The organism is Enterobacter cloacae complex sp. P16RS2, assembly GCF_014982155.1.
Classification (GTDB): domain Bacteria; phylum Pseudomonadota; class Gammaproteobacteria; order Enterobacterales; family Enterobacteriaceae; genus Enterobacter; species Enterobacter cloacae_M.
In genome coordinates this window covers 17,906-39,239 of sequence record NZ_JADCKW010000020.1, presented here as the reverse complement: position 1 = coordinate 39,239, position 21,334 = coordinate 17,906, and the positions used below count along the sequence as shown (strand labels likewise).

The following is a 21,334-nucleotide window of genomic DNA, read 5'->3' as shown; positions in this document are numbered from 1 at the left end:
CGGTAAAAAGAGATGGATGATATTAAACGTAGCACAGGAATATCAGGTTTAGCGCTTGCCCACTGATAATGGTTATTTAACATTTATCTTTTCGCCGACTATGCTCATAGTCAGCCACCGCTTCCGGCTCATGGAGGAATGTATGTATGGTTTAAGCCTGATCCGCCTGGGTATGTTTATTGCACTTGCCATTATCGCCAGCACGGCGATTGGTCTATTTACCTATATGGTCGTCACTGTTCTGGCAGAATAGTGTCACCCCCTGTCCAGGTGATGGAATAAATAAAACAGTTATTTATTAGGGGAATACAGTGAACCGCTACCTCTCTCTTTTACCGTTCGTTTTGTTAACGCTCACGGCGTGCGACCCGAAACCCAAGCAAGCATCCCCCCTGCCCAGGATGGTAAAAGTGGCGGAGGTGACGGCTCCCGGTCACGCCCAGCAGCGCGTTTTCCCCGCCCGCATTGAATCGGGCGATGCCACAGACCTTTCCTTCAAGCGCGCAGGCCAAATTGAAGCGCTCGATGTTCGTCAGGGCGCAGCCGTTAAACAGGGACAACAGCTTGCCAGACTGAACGCCCGTGAAGCCCAGCAGCGGGTTAACGACAGACAAACGGCGGCGACGCTGGCCCAGAGGCAATTCGATCGCTTCCAGACGCTGGCGGGCCGCCAGGCGATTTCGAAAGCAGAAATGGACGTGCAGCGCGCGAACCGCGATTCGGCGAATGCGGCGCTGCAGATTGCCCGAGAAGAGTTGAATCAGATGACGCTCGTCGCCCCCTTTAGTGGGACGGTAGCCAGCGTACATGTCCGAAACCATCAGGTGGTGTCCGCCGGTCAGCCCATCGCGACGTTAACCCGTACCGATCTGCTGGACGTGGTGTTCAGCATTCCTGAAAACCTGTTTAAGACCTTTGATATCCGCAACGCGCAGTATCGCCCCGTGGTGAAAATTAACGCCATGCCGGATCGGGAATTTACCGCCGTCTACAAAGAGCATTCGGGCAGCAGCGACAGCAATACCCTGACCTGGCAGGTGATACTGACCATGCCGCGCCCGGATGATTTTCCCGCCGTCGGTGGCGTAAGCGGTACGGTGACCATCAATTTAAGCAACCTGCCGGCGGGCGCGGACGCTCAGGCGCTGGTCGTACCGGTTGAGGCAGTCTTTAACCCGAACAACAGCCCGCGCAACGAGCCGCACGTCTGGGTCGTAACGGGCGAAGGTGACGCGCTCCATCTCGAAGACCGCAAGGTCAGCGTGGGGCAAGTGAGCACCGAAGGGGTGGTGATTACCAGTGGGCTTAAGGCGGGCGAGCGCGTGGTGGCCGCGGGCGTTGGGGAGCTGCATGTTAACCAGCCGGTGCGTATCTGGACGCGTGAACGGGGACTGTAATGGATATCTCTCGTCAATTTATTAATAACCCCGTTCGCGTCTGGCTAACGATCCTGCTGCTGGGCATCGGGGGTATTTTTGCCCTGTTGAATATCGGCAGGCTGGAGGATCCAGCCTTTACCATCAAAACCGCAGTGGTGGTCACCCACTACCCCGGCGCATCCGCTCAGCAGGTTGAAGAGGAGGTGACGCTTCCGCTGGAGAATGCCCTTCAGCAGCTGCCTTATCTGGACAACGTGAGCTCCATCTCGTCAAACGGTCTGTCGCAAATCACCGTTAATATCGCTTCACGCTATCACTCGAACGAGCTGCCGCAGATTTGGGATGAACTGCGCCGCCGCGTGGGCGATGCCTCGCGTCAGTTCCCGCCCGGCGTCGTCACGCCCTTTGTGAATGACGATTTCGGCGACGTGTTCGGCTTCTTCTTCGCCATTTCCGGAGATGAATTCAGTAATCCTGAGCTGGTGAGATATGCGGAGCAGCTGCGCCGGGAGTTAATTCTGATACCCGGCGTCGCGAAGGTCGCCATCGGCGGGGCGATTAGCCAACAGGTCAACATCGATATCTCCCTGACCAAAATGGCCGCGCGCGGCATTACGCTGAACCAGCTTTCCGCCCTGCTCAGCAGACTTAACGTCGTTTCCAGCGCCGGAGAAATCACCTCCGGCACCGAATCCATTCGCCTGCACCCGACCGGTGAGTTCGAAAATCTTGATGAACTGGCGGATATCATCATCACCCCTTCCGGCACCGGGGCGGCGACGCGTCTGCGGGATATCGCCACGCTGTCGCGCGGGCTGAACGAATCGCCGGCCAGTATCTACCATGCCAACGGCAAAAAAGCCGTCACCATGGGCGTCTCGTTTATTCCCGGCGTGAACGTTATCGACGTGGGCCACGCGCTGGAGGCGAAGCTAAGCCAGATGTCGGCGGAAAAACCGGCCGGCATACAGATAGACCTGTTTTACGATCAGGCAGCCGAAGTGGGCCACTCTGTTAACGGTTTTATTATTAACTTCCTGATGGCGCTGGCGATTGTCATCGGCGTGCTGCTGGTCTTTATGGGCGTACGCAGCGGGATCATCATCGCGGTTTCTCTCGCCCTTAACGTGCTGGGCACGCTGCTGATTATGTATCTATGTGGCATTGAGCTGCAGCGCATCTCGCTCGGGGCGCTGATTATCGCCCTCAGCATGCTGGTGGATAACGCCATCGTGATTGTCGAAGGGGTGTTGATTGCCCGACAGCAGGGCTCGCCTCTGCTGACCGCCGTGAACTACATCATCCGCCGCTCCGCCCTGCCGCTGCTGGGGGCGACGGTGATTGCTATCCTGGCGTTTGCCCCCATCGGCCTGTCGCAGGATTCCACCGGGGAATATTGTAAATCCCTGTTCCAGGTGCTGCTGATTTCCCTGATGCTGAGCTGGTTTTCGGCGCTCACCCTCACCCCGGTGCTGATTAAGTGGTGGTTGTTTAAAAACAACAGCGCGCCCGATAAAACCGACGAGTCAGATCCTTACGATAAACGACTCTACCGCGCCTACCAGCGCCTGCTTAACGCGCTGCTGCACCATAAGGCACCGACGCTCATTGTGATGGCTGCGCTGCTGGCAGCCTCTGTCTGGGGCTTCGGCGCCGTGCGGCAAAACTTTTTCCCGTCGTCTAATACGCCGATTTTCTTTGTCGACCTGTGGCTACCCTACGGTACCGATATCAAGTGGACTGAGAAAATGACCAGCGATATTGAAAAGACGATCAATGGCCAGCCGGGCGTGGAGACCACCGTCTCAACCATTGGTCAGGGAAGTATGCGCTTCATTCTGACCTACAGCGGACAGCGCCAGTACAGCAACTATGCGCAGATCATGGTGCGCATGGACGACCAGCGCAACATCTCCGCCCTGACGCGCCACGTGGACGAGTACATCGCGCGAAACTATCCGCAGGTCAACGCCAGCACCAAGCGCGTGATGTTTGGCCCCTCCCGCGACAGCGCCATTGAGGTGCGCATTAAAGGCCCCGACCCTGACAGGCTGCGTCTGATAGCCAGTCAGGTGGACGATATCCTCACGCGCGACCCGGCCACGGGCAGCGTCATGAACGACTGGCAAAACCGCAGCAAGGTGATCCGCCCACAGTACGTTGCCGCCCTGGGCCGCGAGCTTGGCGTAGATAAGCAGGACGTTGATAACGCGCTGGAGATGAACTTCTCCGGCAGCCGGGCGGGGCTGTACCGGGAAGGCAGCGACCTGCTCCCGGTCGTGGTGCGCCCGCCTGAGAGCGAACGGCTGGACGCCAATCACCTGAACAACGTGCTGGTGTGGAGCCAGACGCGGCAGCAGTATATCCCGCTGAGTAACGTCGTCAGCCGCTTCTCGCTGGAGTGGGAAGATCCGCTCATCCTTCGACGCGACCGCTCGCGGGTGCTGACGGTGCAGACGGACCCGGACCCGCTGAGCCAGCAAACCTCCGGGGACATTCTCGCCCGTGTGAAGCCGCAGATTGATGCCCTTAGCCTGCCACACGGCTACAGCATCGAGTGGGGGGGCGACGCGGAAAACTCCAGCGAAGCGCAGCAGGGGCTATTCACTACGCTACCTCTCGGGTATCTGGTGATGTTTGTCATTACGGTGCTGATGTTCAGCTCGGTGAAAAATGCGGTCGCCATCTGGCTGACCGTACCGCTGGCGCTGATTGGCGTGACGCCGGGATTTTTACTTACCGGCATTCCCTTTGGCTTTATGGCGCTGATTGGTCTGCTGAGCCTGAGCGGCATGCTCATCCGCAACGGCATCGTGCTGGTGGAAGAGATTGAGCAGCAGAAAACGCAAAAGGATCAGCACGAGGCGATCGTTTACGCCGCCACCTCGCGCCTGCGCCCCATCCTGCTCACCGCGTTCACTACCGTACTGGGCCTGGCTCCGCTACTGCTGGATGTTTTCTTCCAGAGCATGGCCGTTGTCATTATGTTTGGACTGGGGTTTGCTACAATCCTGACGCTGCTGGTACTCCCCGTTATCTATGCGTGTTTCCATCGTAAGGACGAAGCCAAACCACAATGAATGCGACAGGGCTGAACATTATCAAGACGCTGGGCTGTATGACGGCGGTGACCTTCTTTACCATCTACAACACCTGGGATCATTATGATTATGACTACCACTGGATCCTGGGGTTTTTAACCTTTATCTCGACGATTGCCACGCCGCTGTTTTTTGTGGTTGCGGGCTATCTCGACGGACAATCACGGCACGGCACCCGCTGGCAGCTGGGTAAAATTAAAAGTCTGGTGATTGTTTTTCTGTTCTGGATAACGATCTACTACCTGTGGGAGCCCTATCAGCGCGGGTATTTAATCCAGCCCTGGTTCGTGTTCGCATTTGTGGTGATTTACACCTTCCACCCGGCGGTGGAGTGGCTCAGCCAGCGGCGAGCGCTGTTCTGCGGCACGATTGCCGCCCTGCTGCTCTTTTCCTACGGATACGATCTGCTATCGGCGCTCTATCCTGAGGCGCACGCCCTTTCTCTTTCACCGCAGTATCGGCTGTGGACGTGGCTGCTGTTCTATCTGACGGGGCAACTCTTCTGCGACCCGAAAATTGCCGAGTGGATTAGCCGCAAAAATGTGGTCAGGGCGGCGGTTGTCGCCATCCCGTTTATCTACCTCTTCACCTGGTTTTACGAGCGCCACTTCTTCTTCGCGCTGTTCAAGGCGGACAGAAACGCCTTTATTCTCACCGGCTCGCAGATCTACATCCTGATTATTGCCCTGGTGATTGCGGTGAACGGCGTGCGCTTTCGCCGCAATGCTGAATTTAAGGAGTCCATTCTGGCCGCCATCAGCAAAACGATGACCGGCGTGTACATTGTGCACTACTCGGTGTTTCATCTCCTGACGGCGCTGATACCGGTGACCTCTCTCGGTATGAAGCTGGCGCTGATTGTGCTCACTTTCATTACCTCTGTTCTCTTCTCCATGCTGGTATTGTCTAACGCCGTGGCAAAAAAGGTGATCACCCTTTAAAAGCCTAAGCGCAGCCAGGCAAAGAGCACGTTGCCGTTGTTATACGTCCCGGGAATATAGGTGAACTGGACGGTAACGCGCTTATACCCGGCCGAAAACAGCGGGAAGATGAACGGTAGCGGGACATAGTTTGCAAAATCATCTCGCGCCGTGATGCCCGCCGCGGCGCCGAGCCCAAGGCGGAAATCTTTGGCATTATCCAGGTACCAGCCCTTCTCCCAGCCATAGCCCATCGCGGGCTGCCATTCGTTGTGCGAGTCCTTGAACATCATCGCGAACAGCGCGCTCCAGTTGCCCTCTTCGTTATAGCGGGAAACGCCCAGCCCGCCGCCCCACGGCATTTCATTGTAATTGTCAGTTTTTTCTTTGTCGTACATAAAGCGAGCGTGCCAGCTCAGAAACGGCAGGTACAGGTCGTAACGTTGGGGCTCTTCCCAGGTTTGCGAAATATCATCCGTCAGCGCATTCCACCAGCCGCTGATACGCTGTTCACCATAGACGTTGGGCTCCGCGTAAAGCGGTGCAACGAATAAAAACAGGACCATCCAGAATGCCGAAAAGGTGCGTTGCATCGTTTTTCCCTCAGCTTAACTCGCGCAGCAGTCACTATTACTGTAAACCATTCAGCACTTAACGGAGCCGGGAAGACATAATTATACGGCGCAGGTGTAGATGAAATTTATTTATTCAGCGCCTTCCGGAAAGATAAAAACGTTTTCTCAGGCGTTTTGTCGCGGTAGTCTCATAGGTTCCGTTTATATGGCGGCTGCTTTGTGAGTGACCTTTTCTTATACCAATAATTAAAAATTAGTACGGACAGGACAACTATGGACTCCACCCTCATCTCCGATCGTCCCAACGAGGAGACACCTTCGCTCAATCGTGCCCGCCGCGCCGCACTTGGCAGCTTCGCGGGTGCCGTCGTCGACTGGTATGATTTTCTGCTTTATGGCATTACCGCCGCGCTGGTGTTTAACCGTGAATTCTTTCCCCAAATCAGCCCTGCGATGGGTACGCTCGCCGCGTTTGCCACCTTCGGCGTCGGCTTTCTCTTTCGCCCGCTGGGAGGTGTGATCTTCGGCCACTTCGGCGACCGCCTGGGCCGCAAGCGCATGCTGATGCTCACCGTCTGGATGATGGGGATCGCCACCGCGCTTATCGGTATTCTCCCCTCGTTTTCCTCTATCGGCTGGTGGGCACCGGTACTGCTGGTCACCCTGCGCGCCATCCAGGGCTTCGCCGTAGGCGGCGAATGGGGCGGCGCGGCGCTGCTGTCCGTTGAGAGCGCGCCGAAGCACAGAAAAGCGTTTTACAGCAGCGGCGTACAGGTCGGGTACGGCGTAGGCCTTCTGCTTTCCACCGGGCTGGTATCGCTAATCAGCCAGCTTACTACCGACGAGCAGTTCCTGAGCTGGGGCTGGCGCATTCCGTTCATCTTCAGCATCGTGCTGGTCATTGCCGCGCTTTGGATCCGTAACGGAATGGAGGAGTCGGCAGAGTTCGAAAAGCAGCAGGAAAAACCGGCCGCTAACAGAAGACTTCCTGTCATGGAAGCCCTTGTCCGGCACCCTGGCGCTTTTCTGAAAATTATCGCCCTGCGCCTGTGCGAGCTGCTGACGATGTATATCGTCACCGCCTTTGCCCTGAACTACTCGACGCAGAATCTCGGCCTGCCCCGTGAACTGTTCCTGAATATTGGCCTGCTGGTCGGCGGGATCAGCTGCCTGACTATCCCCTGCTTCGCCTGGCTGGCTGACCGGTTTGGTCGCCGTCGCGTTTACATCACCGGCGCGCTGATTGGAACCCTCAGCGCCTGGCCGTTCTTTATGGCGCTGGAGGCGCAGTCTGTTTTCTGGATTGTTTTCTTTGCCATCATGCTCGCTAACATCGCTCACGATATGGTGGTCTGCGTGCAGCAGCCGATGTTTACCGAGCTGTTCGGCGCCAGCTACCGCTACAGCGGCGCGGGCGTGGGCTACCAGGTCGCAAGCGTGGTTGGCGGCGGGTTTACGCCGTTTATTGCCGCTGCGCTGGTGACCTTCTCCGGCGGCAACTGGCACAGCGTGGCGATTTATCTTCTGGCCGGCTGCCTGCTGTCGGCGGCAACGGCGCTGCTGATGAAAGAGACGAGCCACGGCTGATCTCCCTTTTGTTTCACAGGCGTGTGACATACTATCGGGTAGAGTCGCACACCTGTGGAACAAGGAGACAGAGATGAATAATAAGGGCTCCAGCCTGACCCCGGCTCAGGCGCTGGAAAAACTCGACGCGCTGTATGAACAGTCCGTCAACGCGCTGCGCGGCGCCATCAGCGAATATATCGAAACAGGGAAACTTCCCGACCAAAAGGCCAGAACCGAGGGCCTTTTTGTTTATCCATCGCTCTCTGTGACCTGGGACGGCAGCGCCAGCAGTAATCCCAAAACCCGCGCCTACGCGCGTTTTACCCACTCCGGCTGCTACAGCACCACCGTCACACGTCCTGCGCTGTTCCGCTCGTATCTTGAAGAACAACTCACGCTGCTGTACCAGGATTACGGCGCGCACATTGCCGTTGAGCCCTCGCAGCATGAGATCCCCTATCCCTACGTGATTGACGGTTCGGCGTTAACCCTTGACCGCTCCATGAGCGCGGGGCTGACCCGCCACTTCCCGACCACCGAGCTTTCACAGATTGGCGATGAGACGGCCGACGGGATTTATCACCCGGCAGAATTTTCTCCCCTGTCGCACTTTGATGCCCGCCGGGTCGATTTCTCCCTGGCGCGCCTGCGCCACTACACCGGTACGCCAGTCGAACATTTCCAGCCGTTCGTGCTCTTTACCAACTATACCCGCTACGTCGACGAGTTTGTCCGCTGGGGCTGCAGCCAGATCCTCGACCCGGAGAGCCCGTATATCGCGCTGTCCTGCGCGGGCGGGATCTGGATCACCGCTGAAACCGAAGCGCCCGAGCAGGCGATCTCCGACCTGGCGTGGAAAAAGCACCAGATGCCCGCCTGGCACCTGATCACCGCCGACGGCCAGGGCATCACCCTGATTAACATCGGCGTGGGCCCGTCAAATGCCAAGACCATCTGCGACCATCTGGCGGTACTGCGCCCGGACGTGTGGCTGATGATTGGCCACTGCGGCGGCCTGCGCGAAAGCCAGCTGATTGGCGACTACGTGCTGGCCCACGCCTATCTGCGCGATGACCACGTGCTTGATGCGGTCCTGCCGCCGGATATCCCAATCCCGAGCATCGCCGAAGTACAGCGCGCGCTGTATGACGCTACCAAAGAGGTCAGCGGCATGCCGGGGGAAGAGGTTAAACAGCGTCTGCGCACCGGCACGGTCGTCACAACGGATGACCGCAACTGGGAGCTGCGCTACTCCGCCTCCGCGCTGCGGTTCAACCTGAGCCGCGCGGTTGCTATTGATATGGAGAGCGCCACCATTGCCGCGCAGGGGTATCGCTTCCGCGTCCCTTACGGCACGCTGCTGTGCGTCTCCGATAAGCCGCTGCACGGCGAAATTAAGCTGCCGGGCCAGGCCAACCGTTTCTATGAAGGGGCAATCTCCGAGCATCTGCAGATTGGTATTCGTGCGATTGATTTACTTCGCGCGGAGGGCGACAAGCTGCATTCGCGCAAGCTGCGCACCTTCAACGAGCCGCCGTTCCGCTAATAACAAGGAAAAACCATGCACACCACATCACCGCTCTCTGCCCTGCGCCACTGGCTTGAGGCCAGTCAACTCGACGGGATGATCGTCCCGCGCGCGGATGCCTGGCAGAGCGAATACTGCGCGCCTTACGACGAAAAGCTGGCCTGGCTGACGGGCTTTGACGGCTCGGCCGGCGTGGCGCTGGTGCTGAAAAACAAAGCGCTGCTGTTCGTCGACGGGCGCTATCAGGTTCAGGCACGCGTTCAGGTCAATACGGATGAGGTTGAGATACACCACCTTCACAACGAGCCGCTGGCAGAATGGCTGGCAGAAAACGTTGAGTCAGGAACGCGCATCGGTTTTGACGCGCTGCTGATGACCAACTCTGAGTTTGAGCAGCTGTCAGCCACGCCGTGCGAGCTGGTGCCGCTGAAGGCCTCGCCGTTTGACACCTTGTGGACCGATCGCCCTGCCGCACCGGCGGGGCTTATCCGTGAGATGCCGGTTGAACACAGCGGTGAACGCAGCGCGGACAAACGTCAGCGCGTCGCCGCCGTGCTGGCAGAACACAATGCTGATTTCCTCGCCGTGACGCTGCCGGATAACATCGCCTGGCTGCTAAACGTGCGTGGATCAGATATCCCCTTTAGCCCGGTTCCTCTTTCCTTCGCCCTGCTCAGCCGTGATGGTAGCGTTGAGTGGTTTGTTAACGACAATAAGCTCAGCGCCCTGCCTGACGGTGTGCGCAGTGCGTTCACCGTTGCCCCGCAGGATACCTTTATTGAACGCTGCCAGCAGATTGCTGAAGGCAAACGGGTGATGATTGATGCCGATTCCGCGCCGGTGGCCCTGCGCTTCGCCATTGAGCCACGAGGAGAAATTGTCTGGCGGACCGATCCTATCACCCTGCTGAAAGCGACTAAAAACCCGGCCGAGCTGGCAGGCTATCGCGAGTGCCATCACCAGGACGGGGCCGCGTGGGTCAACTTCCTCGCCTGGCTGAGCCGTGAAGTGCCGCGGCGCGAGGCGGCAGGACAACCGCTCACCGAGCTGGACGCGCAGGCGCAGCAGCTTGCGTTCCGTCAACAGCAGCCCGGGTTCATCGAGCAGAGTTTTGCAACCATCTCCGCCTCTTCGAGCAATGCGGCGATGTGCCACTACCATTCGAGCGAGGCCAGCAATAAGCCCATCGGTCATGACCATTTTTACCTGAACGATTCCGGCGGTCAGTATGCTAACGGCACCACCGATGCCACGCGCACGCTGGCGTGGGGGAAAGTCGATCCGCAGCAACGCCTGCACTACACTGCCGTGCTGAGAGGCTTCCTGTCGCTCATTACCCTGCAGTTCCCTTCCGGGACTCAGGGGCATCAGCTGGATGCGTTTGCGCGTCGCCCGCTGTGGGAGATGGGGCTGGATTACGATCACGGTACGGGTCACGGCGTGGGGCACCAGCTGCTGATCCACGAGAACCCGCATCGCATCGCCAAAAAGGTTAACCCGTGGCCGCTGGTGGCGGGCAATATCATGACTATCGAGCCGGGCTACTATCTGGGCGACAGCCACGGTATTCGTATTGAAAACCAGGTTGAGATTGTGGAGAGCCGTCCGGGTTTCTGCAAATTTGCCTCGCTGACGCTGATCCCAATCGACTTAAGTCAGGTTGAGCTGCATCTGCTGAGCGAGCAGGAAAAGCAGTGGCTGGATGCGTATCACCGGCAGGTACGCGAGGTGCTTTCACCTCTGGTGAATAGCGATGCGCGTCCGTGGCTGGTGGAAGCGACAGCGCCGATTGGTGTGTAATTTCGTGCGGTCTGGTGCCCTCACCCCAACCCTCTCCCACGGGAGAGGGTGCACACACTAAAAACGGCAACAAGGTTGCCGTTTTGCATTTACCTTGCGCAGAAAAGCAAAAAGCCTGCTTTAAAAGCAGGCTTTTTAAATTTGGCTCCTCTGACTGGACTCGAACCAGTGACATACGGATTAACAGTCCGCCGTTCTACCGACTGAACTACAGAGGAATCGTGTGAACGGGGCGCATATTATCGATGCTCCCCCATGATGTCAAAGGCAGAATGCACATTTCCGATCGTTTGCCGAATTATTCTCCACTTCGCGCAATTGTCAGGCATTTTTTTGCGGATATTTCCACAGCCAGCGCCCGCTGACCATCCGCCAGTAGAACAGCGCGCCCCGCACGGCCCAGTCGAGGAACATCCCCAGCCAGACGCCGACCACCCCCCATCCGAGCATCACCCCGAGCGTATACCCCGCGACAACGCGACATCCCCACATGCCGAGCATCGATACCCACATCGCAAAGCGGGCATCGCGCGCTCCTTTCAGCCCGGCGGGCAATACCCATGAGGCCGCCCAGATGGGCATAAAGGCCGCGTTGAGCCAGATGAGGATCTTAACAACCTCTGTAACGTCGTCTTCGTGGGTATAGAACGAGGCCATCAGCCCGGCAAACGGCGCGGTTCCCCAGGCGATCAGCGTCAGCCCAATGGTCGACAGCCAGAACACGTGCCGCAGCTGCCGCTCCGCCTGGCCTATCTGCCCTTTCCCGAGCCGCTTACCCGTAATAATGGTCGATGCCGAACCCAGCGCGTTACCCGGCAGGTTAATCAGCGAGGCAATAGAGAAGGCTATAAAGTTACCGGCGATAACGTCGGTGCCCATCCCGGCGACAAACATCTGCGTGAGCAGCTTCCCGCCGTTGAATAACACCGATTCAATGCTGGCGGGAATGCCGATCCCCATCACTTCCCAGATAATGGCGAAATTAAAGGGGCGGAAATAGCTTTTTAGCGTCAGACGCAGCGAGGGGGTAATCCCCGCCATCAGTACCCCGATGATGGCTGCCGCACCGATATAGCGTGAAATGGTTAATCCCAGTCCGGCACCGACGAACCCCAGCCCCTCCCACGAGAACACGCCATAGATCAGCACGCTGCTGATAATAATATTCAGGATATTCATCCCGCCGTTGATCAGCAGCGGAATTTTGGTGTTGCCCGCCCCGCGCAGCGCGCCGCTGCCAATCAGCGCAATAGCCGCCGCCGGATAGCTTAAGACGGTCATTTCCAGGTAGGTCAGCGCCAGGTCTTTAACCTCGTTAGTGGCCTCCCCGGCGACAAAATCGATAATCTCTTTACCGAAATAGTGGATCACCGCCGCCAGAACGATCGAAAAAATGGTCATGATCATCAGCGACTGGCGGGCCGCCTCGCGTGCACGTTTGGGATCAAGCTTGCCGAGGCTAAAGGCCACCACCACCGTCGTCCCTAGGTCTATGGCGGCAAAGAACGAGATCACCACCATGTTAAAGCTGTCCGCTAGCCCAACCCCAGCCATCGCCTCTTTTCCCAGCCAGCTTACCAGGAAGGTGCTCAAAACCCCCATCAGCAGAACGCAGGTATTTTCCAGGAAGATAGGCACGGCAAGAGGGGTGATTTCACGCCAGAACAGGACACGATAGCTTTTACGTTTTGCATACCATGGCGTGCGAGTTATCGCCTGGCGTAAGGAGGCAGTGACGTTCAAAATGGACCTTAGCGAGAAAAGTTGAAACTCCATTTCAAATGATGGGGGACAAATGCTAATCCTGCAAAGTATTTTCCAGAAAAAGATGTGTGGATTTACAACAAACTGACGACAGAATCAGCAATCAGTCGATTTTCCCTAAGATCAGGTTTGACAAAACTTTTTTCGCCGCTAAGATAAGCCTCCACAACGATTCCTCTGTAGTTCAGTCGGTAGAACGGCGGACTGTTAATCCGTATGTCACTGGTTCGAGTCCAGTCAGAGGAGCCAAATTTAAAAAGCCTGCTTTTAAAGCAGGCTTTTTGCTTTGCGGATGAGGGAAAATGAACGCTCTGTTTGTCTACGGCACGCTGCGCCCGGGCCACTCTAATGCGCATATTCTTGAAAATATCGGCGGCGAATGGCTGGCCGGTTCCGTATCCGGCACGTTTTACGAACGCGGCTGGGGCGCCGCGGCGGACTTCCCGGGAATTGTGCTCCACCCTGACGGCCCCCGCGTCGAAGGCTATCTGTTTATCTCGGATAACCTTGCCGCACACTGGCAAATGCTGGACGAATTTGAAGACGGCTACGATCGGGTTGAGGTCATGGTAACCACCCTTGCAGGCAAGCAGGTTCAGGCCTGGATTTATCAGCTACAGCCGCGTTCTGAATCATAAAAAAAGGCTCTCTGTCACCAGAGAGCCTTTTTCACTATTCGCTGCGATTACTCGCTTTTTGCTTCGCCGTTTTTGATTTCGCCCATCACTTTCAGCTTTTTAGAGATGTCACGACGCTCTTTGGACAGCTCAGCATTTTTGATGATGTAGTCATCAACGCGGTCTTCATAGTCGCTCTTCATGCTGGCGATGATGCCCTGAATAGCTTCAACGCTCATACCTGGCTTGATGTAGTCGCTCAGGTTGTCGAGCAGCAGAACACGTTTCTGGTTGTCACGGATCTTCTTCTCAACGTCCTGGATTTCACGCTGCAGCTTGTTTTTGCGGCGGAACAGGCGGACGAATTCCAGAACATCCTGGAACGAAGGCTTGGTAGTTTCCATTTTTACACCCCTGATAATGTGAGATTCGGATTCGTTAAGGCAACCGTTGTAACAATAACCTTACTGACAGCGGCTGCGAATGACAATGAGTATATCGTTTAAAGCTATCATAACCCCAATTGCTGCTGAATCGAAGCAGCAGGCGTCACATAAGCCTTTTATTTGCGCAGCGCCCGGCAAATAAGGTGCGATAACAGCTCAAGCTGCCGCGCCAGCTCCATGCTCAGCCAGACGTAGCCATGAATAGGCGTTTCCGCCACGTTATCGCTCTGGCGTTCATTGATTAACTGCTTCAGCTCCGCGACGATCTCATTCAGCCGCTCGCTGTTGGCCAGTATCGGCTGCGGGTTCCCTTCATAGAGCGCATGGGCAATGGTCAACAGCGTTTGCTGCGTCATCTGCTGGGTCTCTTTGAGGGTCTGTGCGTTAAGCATCAACAGATGGCTGGGACGCGAGGCCCAGTGCGCGTTGATCTGCAGTTCAAGCATGCAGACCAGATTGCGACTTACCGTCTGGATGGCTTCGAAAATCGATTTCTGAATATGGGTTTCTTTGCTGGCAGGCGTGATCAGGCCGCGCATTTTGACCACATCGTTGAGGATCGTTTGCAGATGCTTTTCCAGCCGGGGACGTTCGACCAGATTCGGAGAAAAACCGGCCTGATAGACGCGGTTAAAGGCGGTGACGTAGTTCGCCATCTGAATACGCCAGTGCAGAAAAGCGCGCTGCGGCCAGATACCGGTGAAGAGCATGGCCAGCAGTGACCCCAGGATGACATCCCCGCTTCGCCACAGCGCCGTGGTCATATCCCCGGCGGGCGCACCGACAACCACCGCGAGAGTAATCCCAATCAGCAAGGCCTGATACGGTCTTTTGCCCAACGCCAGCCAGCCGCACAGGAACATGGCGGCACCGCACCATGCCAGCATCACCGGAAACGAGATAAGCTCCAGCTTAAGGGCAATAAGCCCAAGGGCCGAGCCTAAAACCGTCCCGCCAATTCGCTCGAAGGCGCGCGGAACAACGTTCCCCCAAAACGAGATGGGCCCCATTACCACTACCAGGGTGATCAGCGGCCACGTCCCTTCCGGAACATCCAGCAAACGGACCAGCACAAACGTCAATACGAACGCCAGCGCGATGCGACATCCGTGCACCACGCGGTAATGTTTGTACAACCGAATTTCAAAAGGGGTTAATGATTTGTCGGGACGCACACCCGCTCTCCAGCTACACGGCAAATCACAATTGTACTGTGTTTTCAGCCGGGCGGATCGCTCCCGGCTGAAAAACCCTTCATTTAGCAGGCCTAAGCCGTTTTATGCTCTACCGCGATATACATTTCGATATCCCAGTAGCCGTCTGCATTGCCGTCATTAAGATAGCGCTCGAAGCAGGGTTTGAGCGCCATCTGGTACTTATTGTCCTGCAGCAGGGAATTAAAGAACTGATACCACGGCGTGGCGAAGTCGTAGTTTTCCACGCGCGCCGTCGCCACGGCATAATCCCCGGCCGCGATTTCCGTCATCATGACGCCCTCGCTGTTTTCCGGAATAACGAAATCGTCCGGCACCGTAACGGCCGTATCGCAGCGCAGTTTTTCTGCCGGGACCTCATCGGGGTTATCGTAATAGACCGCGACCCACTCCAGCGGCTCAATGTGGCGCCCGTCCACCCACATCACCAGCTGTTCAAAGCCCTGTTTTACCGTTTGTTCCCAAGGTCCGACCAAATGAAAACCGGCAATCTTACGTTTCTTTTGCTGCTTGATGCTGTAGTCCATGCTGCCTCCATTTATTACTGTATATTTATACACTATAAAACTGGATTACTATTATCGGCAAACGAGGAGTGTTTATTATGTGAGCAGACTCGCAACCCTGCCAGTCTGCCCATCAGCGGTTAAAGCGTGTGGTGGAGATAATCGCTCATGCGAGAGAACAGCCCGCCTTTATCAACGGCTTCCAGCGTCACCAGCGGCCAGTGCGCCACCACCTTGTCACGATCATAGAGCTGGATCTCCCCGACCCGCTGATGCGCAGCAATCGGCGCTTCCAGCTCTTTTTTATCCAGCACGTATTTGGCCTTGATGTTCGGCACTTCCGCTTTCGGCAGGGCCAGCCAGAAGTCCTGGTCGGTGCCCAGTTTCACCTGCTCCTTATCGCCGTACCAGATACGCTCTGTCCCCACTTTTTTACCGTTGTGCAGGATTTGCACCGTATCGAAGTTCTGCTGCCCCCAGTGCAGCAGTTTCCGGGCCTGGTCCTCACGTCCTTTCGGGCTGTCCGCCCCCATCACCACCGCGATTAAACGACGCTGCCCGTCAACGGCGGAGGCAATCAGGTTAAAGCCCGCTCCCGAGGTGTGCCCCGTTTTAAGCCCGTCCACGTTCATGGTTTTATCCCACAGCAGGCCGTTACGGTTTTGCTGGGTGATCCCGTTCCAGGTCAGGCTCTTTTCGCTGTACATATGGTAAAACTCAGGCTCGCCGTGAATGATGGCCCGGGAAAGTACGGCCAGGTCATAGGCCGAGCTGTGCTGGCCCGGCGCGTCCAGCCCGTGGACGGTTTCAAAGTGCGTATCGCGCAGGTTCAGCTTCTGCACGTAGTCGTTCATCATCTTCACAAACTGCGGCTGGCCGCCCGCCACGTGATCGGCCAGCGCCACGCAGGCGTCGTTGCCGGAATCGACGATCAGACCGCGGCTTAAATCACGCACGGAGACGCGATCGCCCTCTTTCAGGAACATCAGCGACGAGCCGTCAAAAACCGGGTTACCTTTTGCCCACGCGTCACGCCCTACGGTGACAATGTCGTCCGGCGTAATGCGGTGGCTATCAATGGCCCGATCAACCACATACCCCGTCATCAGCTTGGTCAGGCTCGCCGGATTGCGTTGTTGATGTTCGTTGCCCGCCGTTAAGATCTGACCAGTCGTGTAGTCCATCAGCACCCAGGAGCCAGCCTGAATGGCCGGAGGCTGCGGCGAAAAATCCAGTGGTTCGGCCGCAAATGCAGATGAGACACTCGAAGCGAGTAAAGAAACAGCAATAAACAGACGGCGTTTCAACGGTATATCCTCAGGTCATTAAAAATCGATGACCTTTTTACGGGAGTTCTGATGCCGTTACCTGGCTTAATTGCAAAAAAATGTGACAGAACGCAGATTTTTCTCTGAAGCTGGCGCGCAAATTTGCGTCACGTAGGTGCTTTTTATTCGGTCTGAACCGCACGATCGTTTACCATAGTGACGTCATTTTTTAACAGGATGGTATTACTGGTGTCTGACTCTGCCGCTCGCCCGACTTTTTTATTCCATGACTACGAAACCTTTGGCACGCACCCGGCGCTGGACCGACCGGCGCAGTTTGCCGCCATCCGTACCGACGACGAATTCAACATTATTGGCGAGCCTGAGGTCTTTTACTGCAAACCGGCTGATGACTACCTGCCGCAGCCCGGGGCGGTCATGGTCACCGGGATCACGCCTCAGGAAGCGCGCGAGAAAGGCGTTAACGAGGCAGAATTCGCCCGACGCATCCACGATCTGTTTACCGTCCCCAATACCTGCGTGGTCGGTTACAACAACATCCGCTTCGATGACGAAGTAACGCGCAACATCTTCTATCGCAACTTCTACGATCCCTATGCCTGGAGCTGGCAGAACCGCAATTCACGCTGGGATTTGCTCGACATCATGCGCGCCTGTTATGCCCTACGTCCTAAGGGCATTAACTGGCCTGAAAATGAGGAAGGGCTGACGAGCTTCCGGCTGGAACACCTGACGCGAGCCAACGGCATCGAGCACAGCAATGCCCACGACGCGATGGCGGACGTCTATGCCACCATTGCCATGGCGAAGCTAGTGAAAAACGCGCAGCCCCGGCTGTTTGAATATCTGCTGAGCCACCGCAGCAAGCAGAAGCTCATGACCCTTATCGACGTACCGCAGATGAAACCCCTGGTGCATATCTCCGGCATGTTTGGCGCCTGGCGCGGCAATACCAGCTGGGTCGTGCCGCTGGCGTGGCATCCGGACAACCGTAATGCGGTCATCATGGTGGATTTAGCCGGCGATATTTCGCCGCTGCTTGAGCTCGACAGCGATACCCTGCGCGAACGGCTTTATACCCCGAAAAATGAGCTCGGCGATCTGCCTGCGGTGCCGGTCAAACTGGTGCATATCAATAAATGTCCGGTACTCGCGCAGGCGAATACGCTGCGCCCGGAAGATGCGGACAGACTGGGCATTAACCGGCAGCACTGCCTCGATAACCTGAAAGTGCTGCGCGAAAACCCGCAGGTGCGCGAGAAAGTGGTCGCCATCTTTGCCGAGGCGGAGCCGTTCGTGCCGTCTGAAAACGTGGACGCCCAGCTCTACAACGGCTTCTTCAGCGATGCCGACCGCGCGGCGATGAATATCGTTCTGCAAACCGAGCCGCGTAACTTACCGGCGCTGGATATTACTTTCGCCGATAAACGCATCGAAAAACTGATGTTTAACTACCGCGCGCGTAACTTCCCCGGCACGCTGGACGAGGCAGAGCAGGATCGCTGGCTGCAGCATCGTCGCAATGTCTTTACCCAGGAGTTTCTTAACAGCTATGCCCAGGAGCTGGAAATGCTTTATGGCCAGTATGAAGGGAATGCTGAGAAACAGGCGCTGTTGAAATCCCTGTATCAGTATGCACAGGAGATTGTTTAAGCCCGAATGACATGGTCTCACTTTCATATAAGTGGGGTATCAGAGAGTATTTATGACATTTTTATGGCAGAAAAATGTCATAAGACATTCATTGCCCCTAAAAATCATGATAAAATCGCAACTTACATGATAACAGATTAACTTACTTTTAAAGCCTCTAAAATGATTTACTTACAACTCTTTGCACTACTTGTATTTGCTATTTCATCTCACAGATGGATCTTTTTAAAATCAATTACCACTAGCATTATTTTCGTACTGTTTGCTTTTTGGTATATTTCAAACATGTTTACTGGCTATGGTGTCACCGACGCCGTATACTACCAGTTATTTAATACAGCACAAGGCACATCACTTGATGATATTTACAGCAAGTTACAGGTCGGATTGATATTTATTATTATCATTTTGGCAACACTTGCATGTAGCGTATATTTAAAATACAAAAAAAAGGACTTACTCCCCCTAAAAAAAACAACATTCATTTGGTCTCTCATTTTAATCAGTATAATTCCATCACAGTTTATTTCGAACATTTACAACTCAACCAAAGACACCTTCTTTAATGATGGTAATGCCGCCGCAGTAAAAAAAGAATATAAAAAAGCAACTGCGCAATTAGATAAAAAATATAATTACGTTTTTATTTATGCCGAAAGTCTTGAAAACACATTCCAGAGCCTGGATGGAACAAATTACACGCCAGGCCTGAGCGCGCTTGCAAATAAATACATGCAGTTTACCAACATACGTCAACCACCAATCCGGGGCATAGGATGGACCATGGCGGGATTAGTAAATACTCAATGCGGTATTCCACTTATCATGGAACAAGGTAATTCTGGAGCGAGCTTCGTCAACTTCCTGGGTAAGGCTGACTGTGTAGCTTCATGGTTTGGAACTCAAGGCTATCAGACCGAATTTATTCGTGGTAGTCAGAAAGAATTCGCTGGGGGGGATAAATTCCTCGAGCAACATGGTTGGCAATCGCAGCACGATAAAAATTATTTCGCGGAAAACCTTCTTGCCACACCTGATGATGTCAGTGGATGGGGAATTCATGATGACTTATTGCTTAAGCATGCATGGGATGAATTTTCACGTATGTCCCAGCAGAAGCAACCGTTCCTGCTATCGCTCCTGACAGTAAATACGCACTCTCCGGAAGGGACATTTTTGAAAGCCTGTGAGAATCATGTACCTAAGAATGAGCAGTATCCTATGCTTGCCTCAGTGGCTTGTTCAGATTATCTGCTGACTGATTTTATAAATCGAATAACGAATAGTCCCTGGTTCGAGAATACTATCGTCGTGCTGGTATCAGATCATCTAATGATGGCAAATAGTGCCTCTCCTCTCCTCGATAAGGTGAGCCAGGAGAGAAGAAACCGTTTCATTATTATCAAAAAAGATTTGAAACCCACTGTTAATAATACTGAAGGCACTTTACTCGATGTCTGGCCAACTGTCCTCGATTTATCTGGCGCAGCGGTGAAAGAGTTAGGGTTTGGAAGCAGCTTACTCGACAGTAAAAAGGGCAAATTGATAAAAAATTACGAACTTGGTCGGACTAAAGATTTCTTTGCCTATGCGTCGCAACTTTGGAACTACCCATCATTAAATGATGGAATTAAACAAACTAACAATGGGATAGCTATAGGTTCAGAGGAATATAGTTTACCTGTATATTCTGCTATTGAAGCTAATGGGCAATTGAAAGCATTATGGTTTGAAGCTTTTGCCATGAATGCCCAAAAGGTCATCCAAAAAGATAATGATTTATTCTATGCTAATCTTTGCAGAAATATGAACATCAATGAAGATGGTATTTGTTCTTATATTATATCCAGAAACTCGATAAAACAGGTTCGTGTTAACAGCACAGGAGTAGCATCAGAAAAAATCATTAACAAAAAACCGATCTTGTATCAAAGTGATATTTTAGGACTTTCTTCAGCCACCTATACTGCTACAAGTGGAGCTATGATAAATGACCGGGGTGTAAATTTAGGATATGGTTTTAACATCATAAAACTGGGCTCAACTCATGAAGGTATTTCGTCTGATATTGACACAGTGGTGAATTATTCAACCTGTGTTTCAACCACCATTCCCGAAGATGAAATTACTGAATTTTTACAACAGCAGAGGGGGCCAGTCATTTTCGCATCCAATGACTCCGCAGTATGCGCTGACACTGCGCCAGTTGAAAAACTTGCTGACATTCTTCATGCTCCTGAACTTTCAACATTGAAATTCAGGCAACAAGTCATTGGTATCTACAAATCAGGGCATAGCGAAATAATGAAAGGAATTCCAGATCTTCCCTTCGATATGTTCATTGATACAAAGAATTATAAATTAATTACTCTTTGTGAAGCATTTATGGATTGCCACTAGACAAGCACGTTACACTCTAGCATTTATTGAACAGTGGGGTCTTTTATAAGGGCCTCACTATTTCATCTAAATTTCTGCTTCCACTCTTTCCTCAGTAGCAAATTCACATTATTGAATTACAAAAGCTCAGCTCTCTTTCCACCTCCCCGCTATTTACTGAATAAAGCCTAATAAAAGTAGGATAAAATAACCTCCGACTATATCGCAGGTTATAGAAATGTGGTTAGTAAGGACTTATTACCGATTGTGCCATAGCAGGCGCATAAAATCAGATATTTGTCATCTTTTTTGTTACTAACGGTCCGTGAACGGGTTAATAAGATATGATAGTGATAACTGATTTCACACTTTATCTTTTTTAAAAGAATATTTTAATTATTTCTGTATATTCGCCGTATTTTTACCTACCGCATTCACATCGTAACGGAATCAGAACCACCTGTTTCTGTATTTGTAATTCAGGTCACCAAACTCCTCATACAGCAATTCACATAGATTTCTCAAGATCCCGCCAATTGTCCGGAGCAAAAAAAATATGTTATATCTAGAGTTCTGTCGGATGTGCGCTAAGTT

15 protein-coding genes and 2 tRNA genes are annotated in these 21,334 nt (G+C 54.1%); 10 read left to right on the top strand and 7 right to left on the bottom strand.

Annotated elements, in window-relative coordinates; all coding sequences use genetic code 11:
- The first annotated feature begins 311 nt into the window (after nt 1-311).
- From INF68_RS14770 to INF68_RS14760, 3 genes are read left to right on the top strand one after another with little or no spacing between them, the layout of a single operon-like run.
- Entirely contained in the window at nt 312-1,397 is a 1,086-nt protein-coding gene (locus tag INF68_RS14770) for an efflux RND transporter periplasmic adaptor subunit (RefSeq protein WP_181366999.1), read from the top strand.
- Nucleotides 1,397-4,459, top strand: a complete 3,063-nt coding sequence (locus INF68_RS14765) for an efflux RND transporter permease subunit (protein WP_193525335.1) — start codon at nt 1,397-1,399, stop codon at nt 4,457-4,459. Before INF68_RS14770 ends, INF68_RS14765 begins: the two co-directional genes overlap by 1 nt.
- Nucleotides 4,456-5,421 (top strand): acyltransferase, encoded by a 966-nt coding sequence (locus INF68_RS14760; RefSeq protein WP_126787430.1) that lies wholly within the window; start codon nt 4,456-4,458, stop codon nt 5,419-5,421. Before INF68_RS14765 ends, INF68_RS14760 begins: the two co-directional genes overlap by 4 nt.
- Here the strand turns inward: INF68_RS14760 and pagP are convergent.
- Nucleotides 5,418-5,993, bottom strand: a complete 576-nt coding sequence (gene pagP / locus INF68_RS14755; protein WP_126787431.1) for a lipid IV(A) palmitoyltransferase PagP — start codon at nt 5,991-5,993, stop codon at nt 5,418-5,420. The two genes, INF68_RS14760 and pagP, sit on opposite strands and share 4 nt — an antisense overlap.
- Before the next feature lie 255 nt (nt 5,994-6,248).
- On the opposite strand from pagP, the gene shiA reads away from it, so the two are divergent.
- From shiA to INF68_RS14740, 3 genes are all read left to right on the top strand, one after another.
- Nucleotides 6,249-7,562 (top strand): shikimate transporter, encoded by a 1,314-nt coding sequence (gene shiA / locus INF68_RS14750; RefSeq protein WP_126787432.1) that lies wholly within the window; start codon nt 6,249-6,251, stop codon nt 7,560-7,562.
- A 73-nt stretch (nt 7,563-7,635) separates the two neighbouring features.
- On the top strand, nt 7,636-9,090 hold the full coding sequence (locus tag INF68_RS14745; RefSeq protein WP_109845251.1) for an AMP nucleosidase: 1,455 nt from the start codon (nt 7,636-7,638) through the stop codon (nt 9,088-9,090).
- A gap of 15 nt (nt 9,091-9,105) precedes the next feature.
- Nucleotides 9,106-10,872: an aminopeptidase P family protein gene (locus INF68_RS14740; RefSeq protein ID WP_126787433.1), complete on the top strand. Its 1,767-nt coding sequence runs from the start codon at nt 9,106-9,108 to the stop codon at nt 10,870-10,872.
- A 142-nt stretch (nt 10,873-11,014) separates the two neighbouring features.
- Here INF68_RS14740 and INF68_RS14735 read toward each other — a convergent pair.
- Both INF68_RS14735 and emmdR read right to left on the bottom strand, forming a co-directional pair.
- A tRNA-Asn gene (locus INF68_RS14735) sits at nt 11,015-11,090 on the bottom strand.
- A 103-nt stretch (nt 11,091-11,193) separates the two neighbouring features.
- Nucleotides 11,194-12,648, bottom strand: a complete 1,455-nt coding sequence (gene emmdR / locus INF68_RS14730) for a multidrug efflux MATE transporter EmmdR (protein WP_126787434.1) — start codon at nt 12,646-12,648, stop codon at nt 11,194-11,196.
- A 161-nt stretch (nt 12,649-12,809) separates the two neighbouring features.
- Between emmdR and INF68_RS14725 the strand changes: the two genes are divergently transcribed.
- Both INF68_RS14725 and INF68_RS14720 read left to right on the top strand, forming a co-directional pair.
- Nucleotides 12,810-12,885, top strand: a tRNA-Asn gene (locus INF68_RS14725).
- Between the two features lie 53 nt (nt 12,886-12,938).
- Entirely contained in the window at nt 12,939-13,274 is a 336-nt protein-coding gene (locus INF68_RS14720; protein ID WP_126787435.1) for a gamma-glutamylcyclotransferase family protein, read from the top strand.
- A 47-nt stretch (nt 13,275-13,321) separates the two neighbouring features.
- Here INF68_RS14720 and INF68_RS14715 read toward each other — a convergent pair whose 3' ends face one another.
- From INF68_RS14715 to dacD, 4 genes are all read right to left on the bottom strand, one after another.
- A complete protein-coding gene (locus INF68_RS14715; RefSeq protein WP_008499467.1) occupies nt 13,322-13,657 on the bottom strand; it encodes a DUF496 family protein in 336 nt (111 codons plus the stop codon).
- Between the two features lie 158 nt (nt 13,658-13,815).
- The gene (locus tag INF68_RS14710; RefSeq protein ID WP_023312358.1) at nt 13,816-14,874 is read right to left on the bottom strand and encodes an FUSC family protein; all 1,059 of its coding nucleotides are present in this window, start codon (nt 14,872-14,874) and stop codon (nt 13,816-13,818) included.
- A gap of 92 nt (nt 14,875-14,966) precedes the next feature.
- Nucleotides 14,967-15,440 (bottom strand): DNA gyrase inhibitor SbmC, encoded by a 474-nt coding sequence (sbmC, locus tag INF68_RS14705; protein ID WP_029739252.1) that lies wholly within the window; start codon nt 15,438-15,440, stop codon nt 14,967-14,969.
- Nucleotides 15,441-15,559: 119 nt separating this feature from the next.
- The gene (gene dacD / locus INF68_RS14700) at nt 15,560-16,726 is read right to left on the bottom strand and encodes a serine-type D-Ala-D-Ala carboxypeptidase DacD (RefSeq protein ID WP_045887846.1); all 1,167 of its coding nucleotides are present in this window, start codon (nt 16,724-16,726) and stop codon (nt 15,560-15,562) included.
- A gap of 198 nt (nt 16,727-16,924) precedes the next feature.
- Between dacD and sbcB the strand changes: the two genes are divergently transcribed.
- A complete protein-coding gene (gene sbcB / locus INF68_RS14695) occupies nt 16,925-18,361 on the top strand; it encodes an exodeoxyribonuclease I (RefSeq protein ID WP_370552467.1) in 1,437 nt (478 codons plus the stop codon).
- Between the two features lie 162 nt (nt 18,362-18,523).
- Entirely contained in the window at nt 18,524-20,761 is a 2,238-nt protein-coding gene (locus INF68_RS14690; RefSeq protein WP_126787437.1) for a sulfatase-like hydrolase/transferase, read from the top strand.
- Nucleotides 20,762-21,334 lie beyond the last annotated feature (573 nt).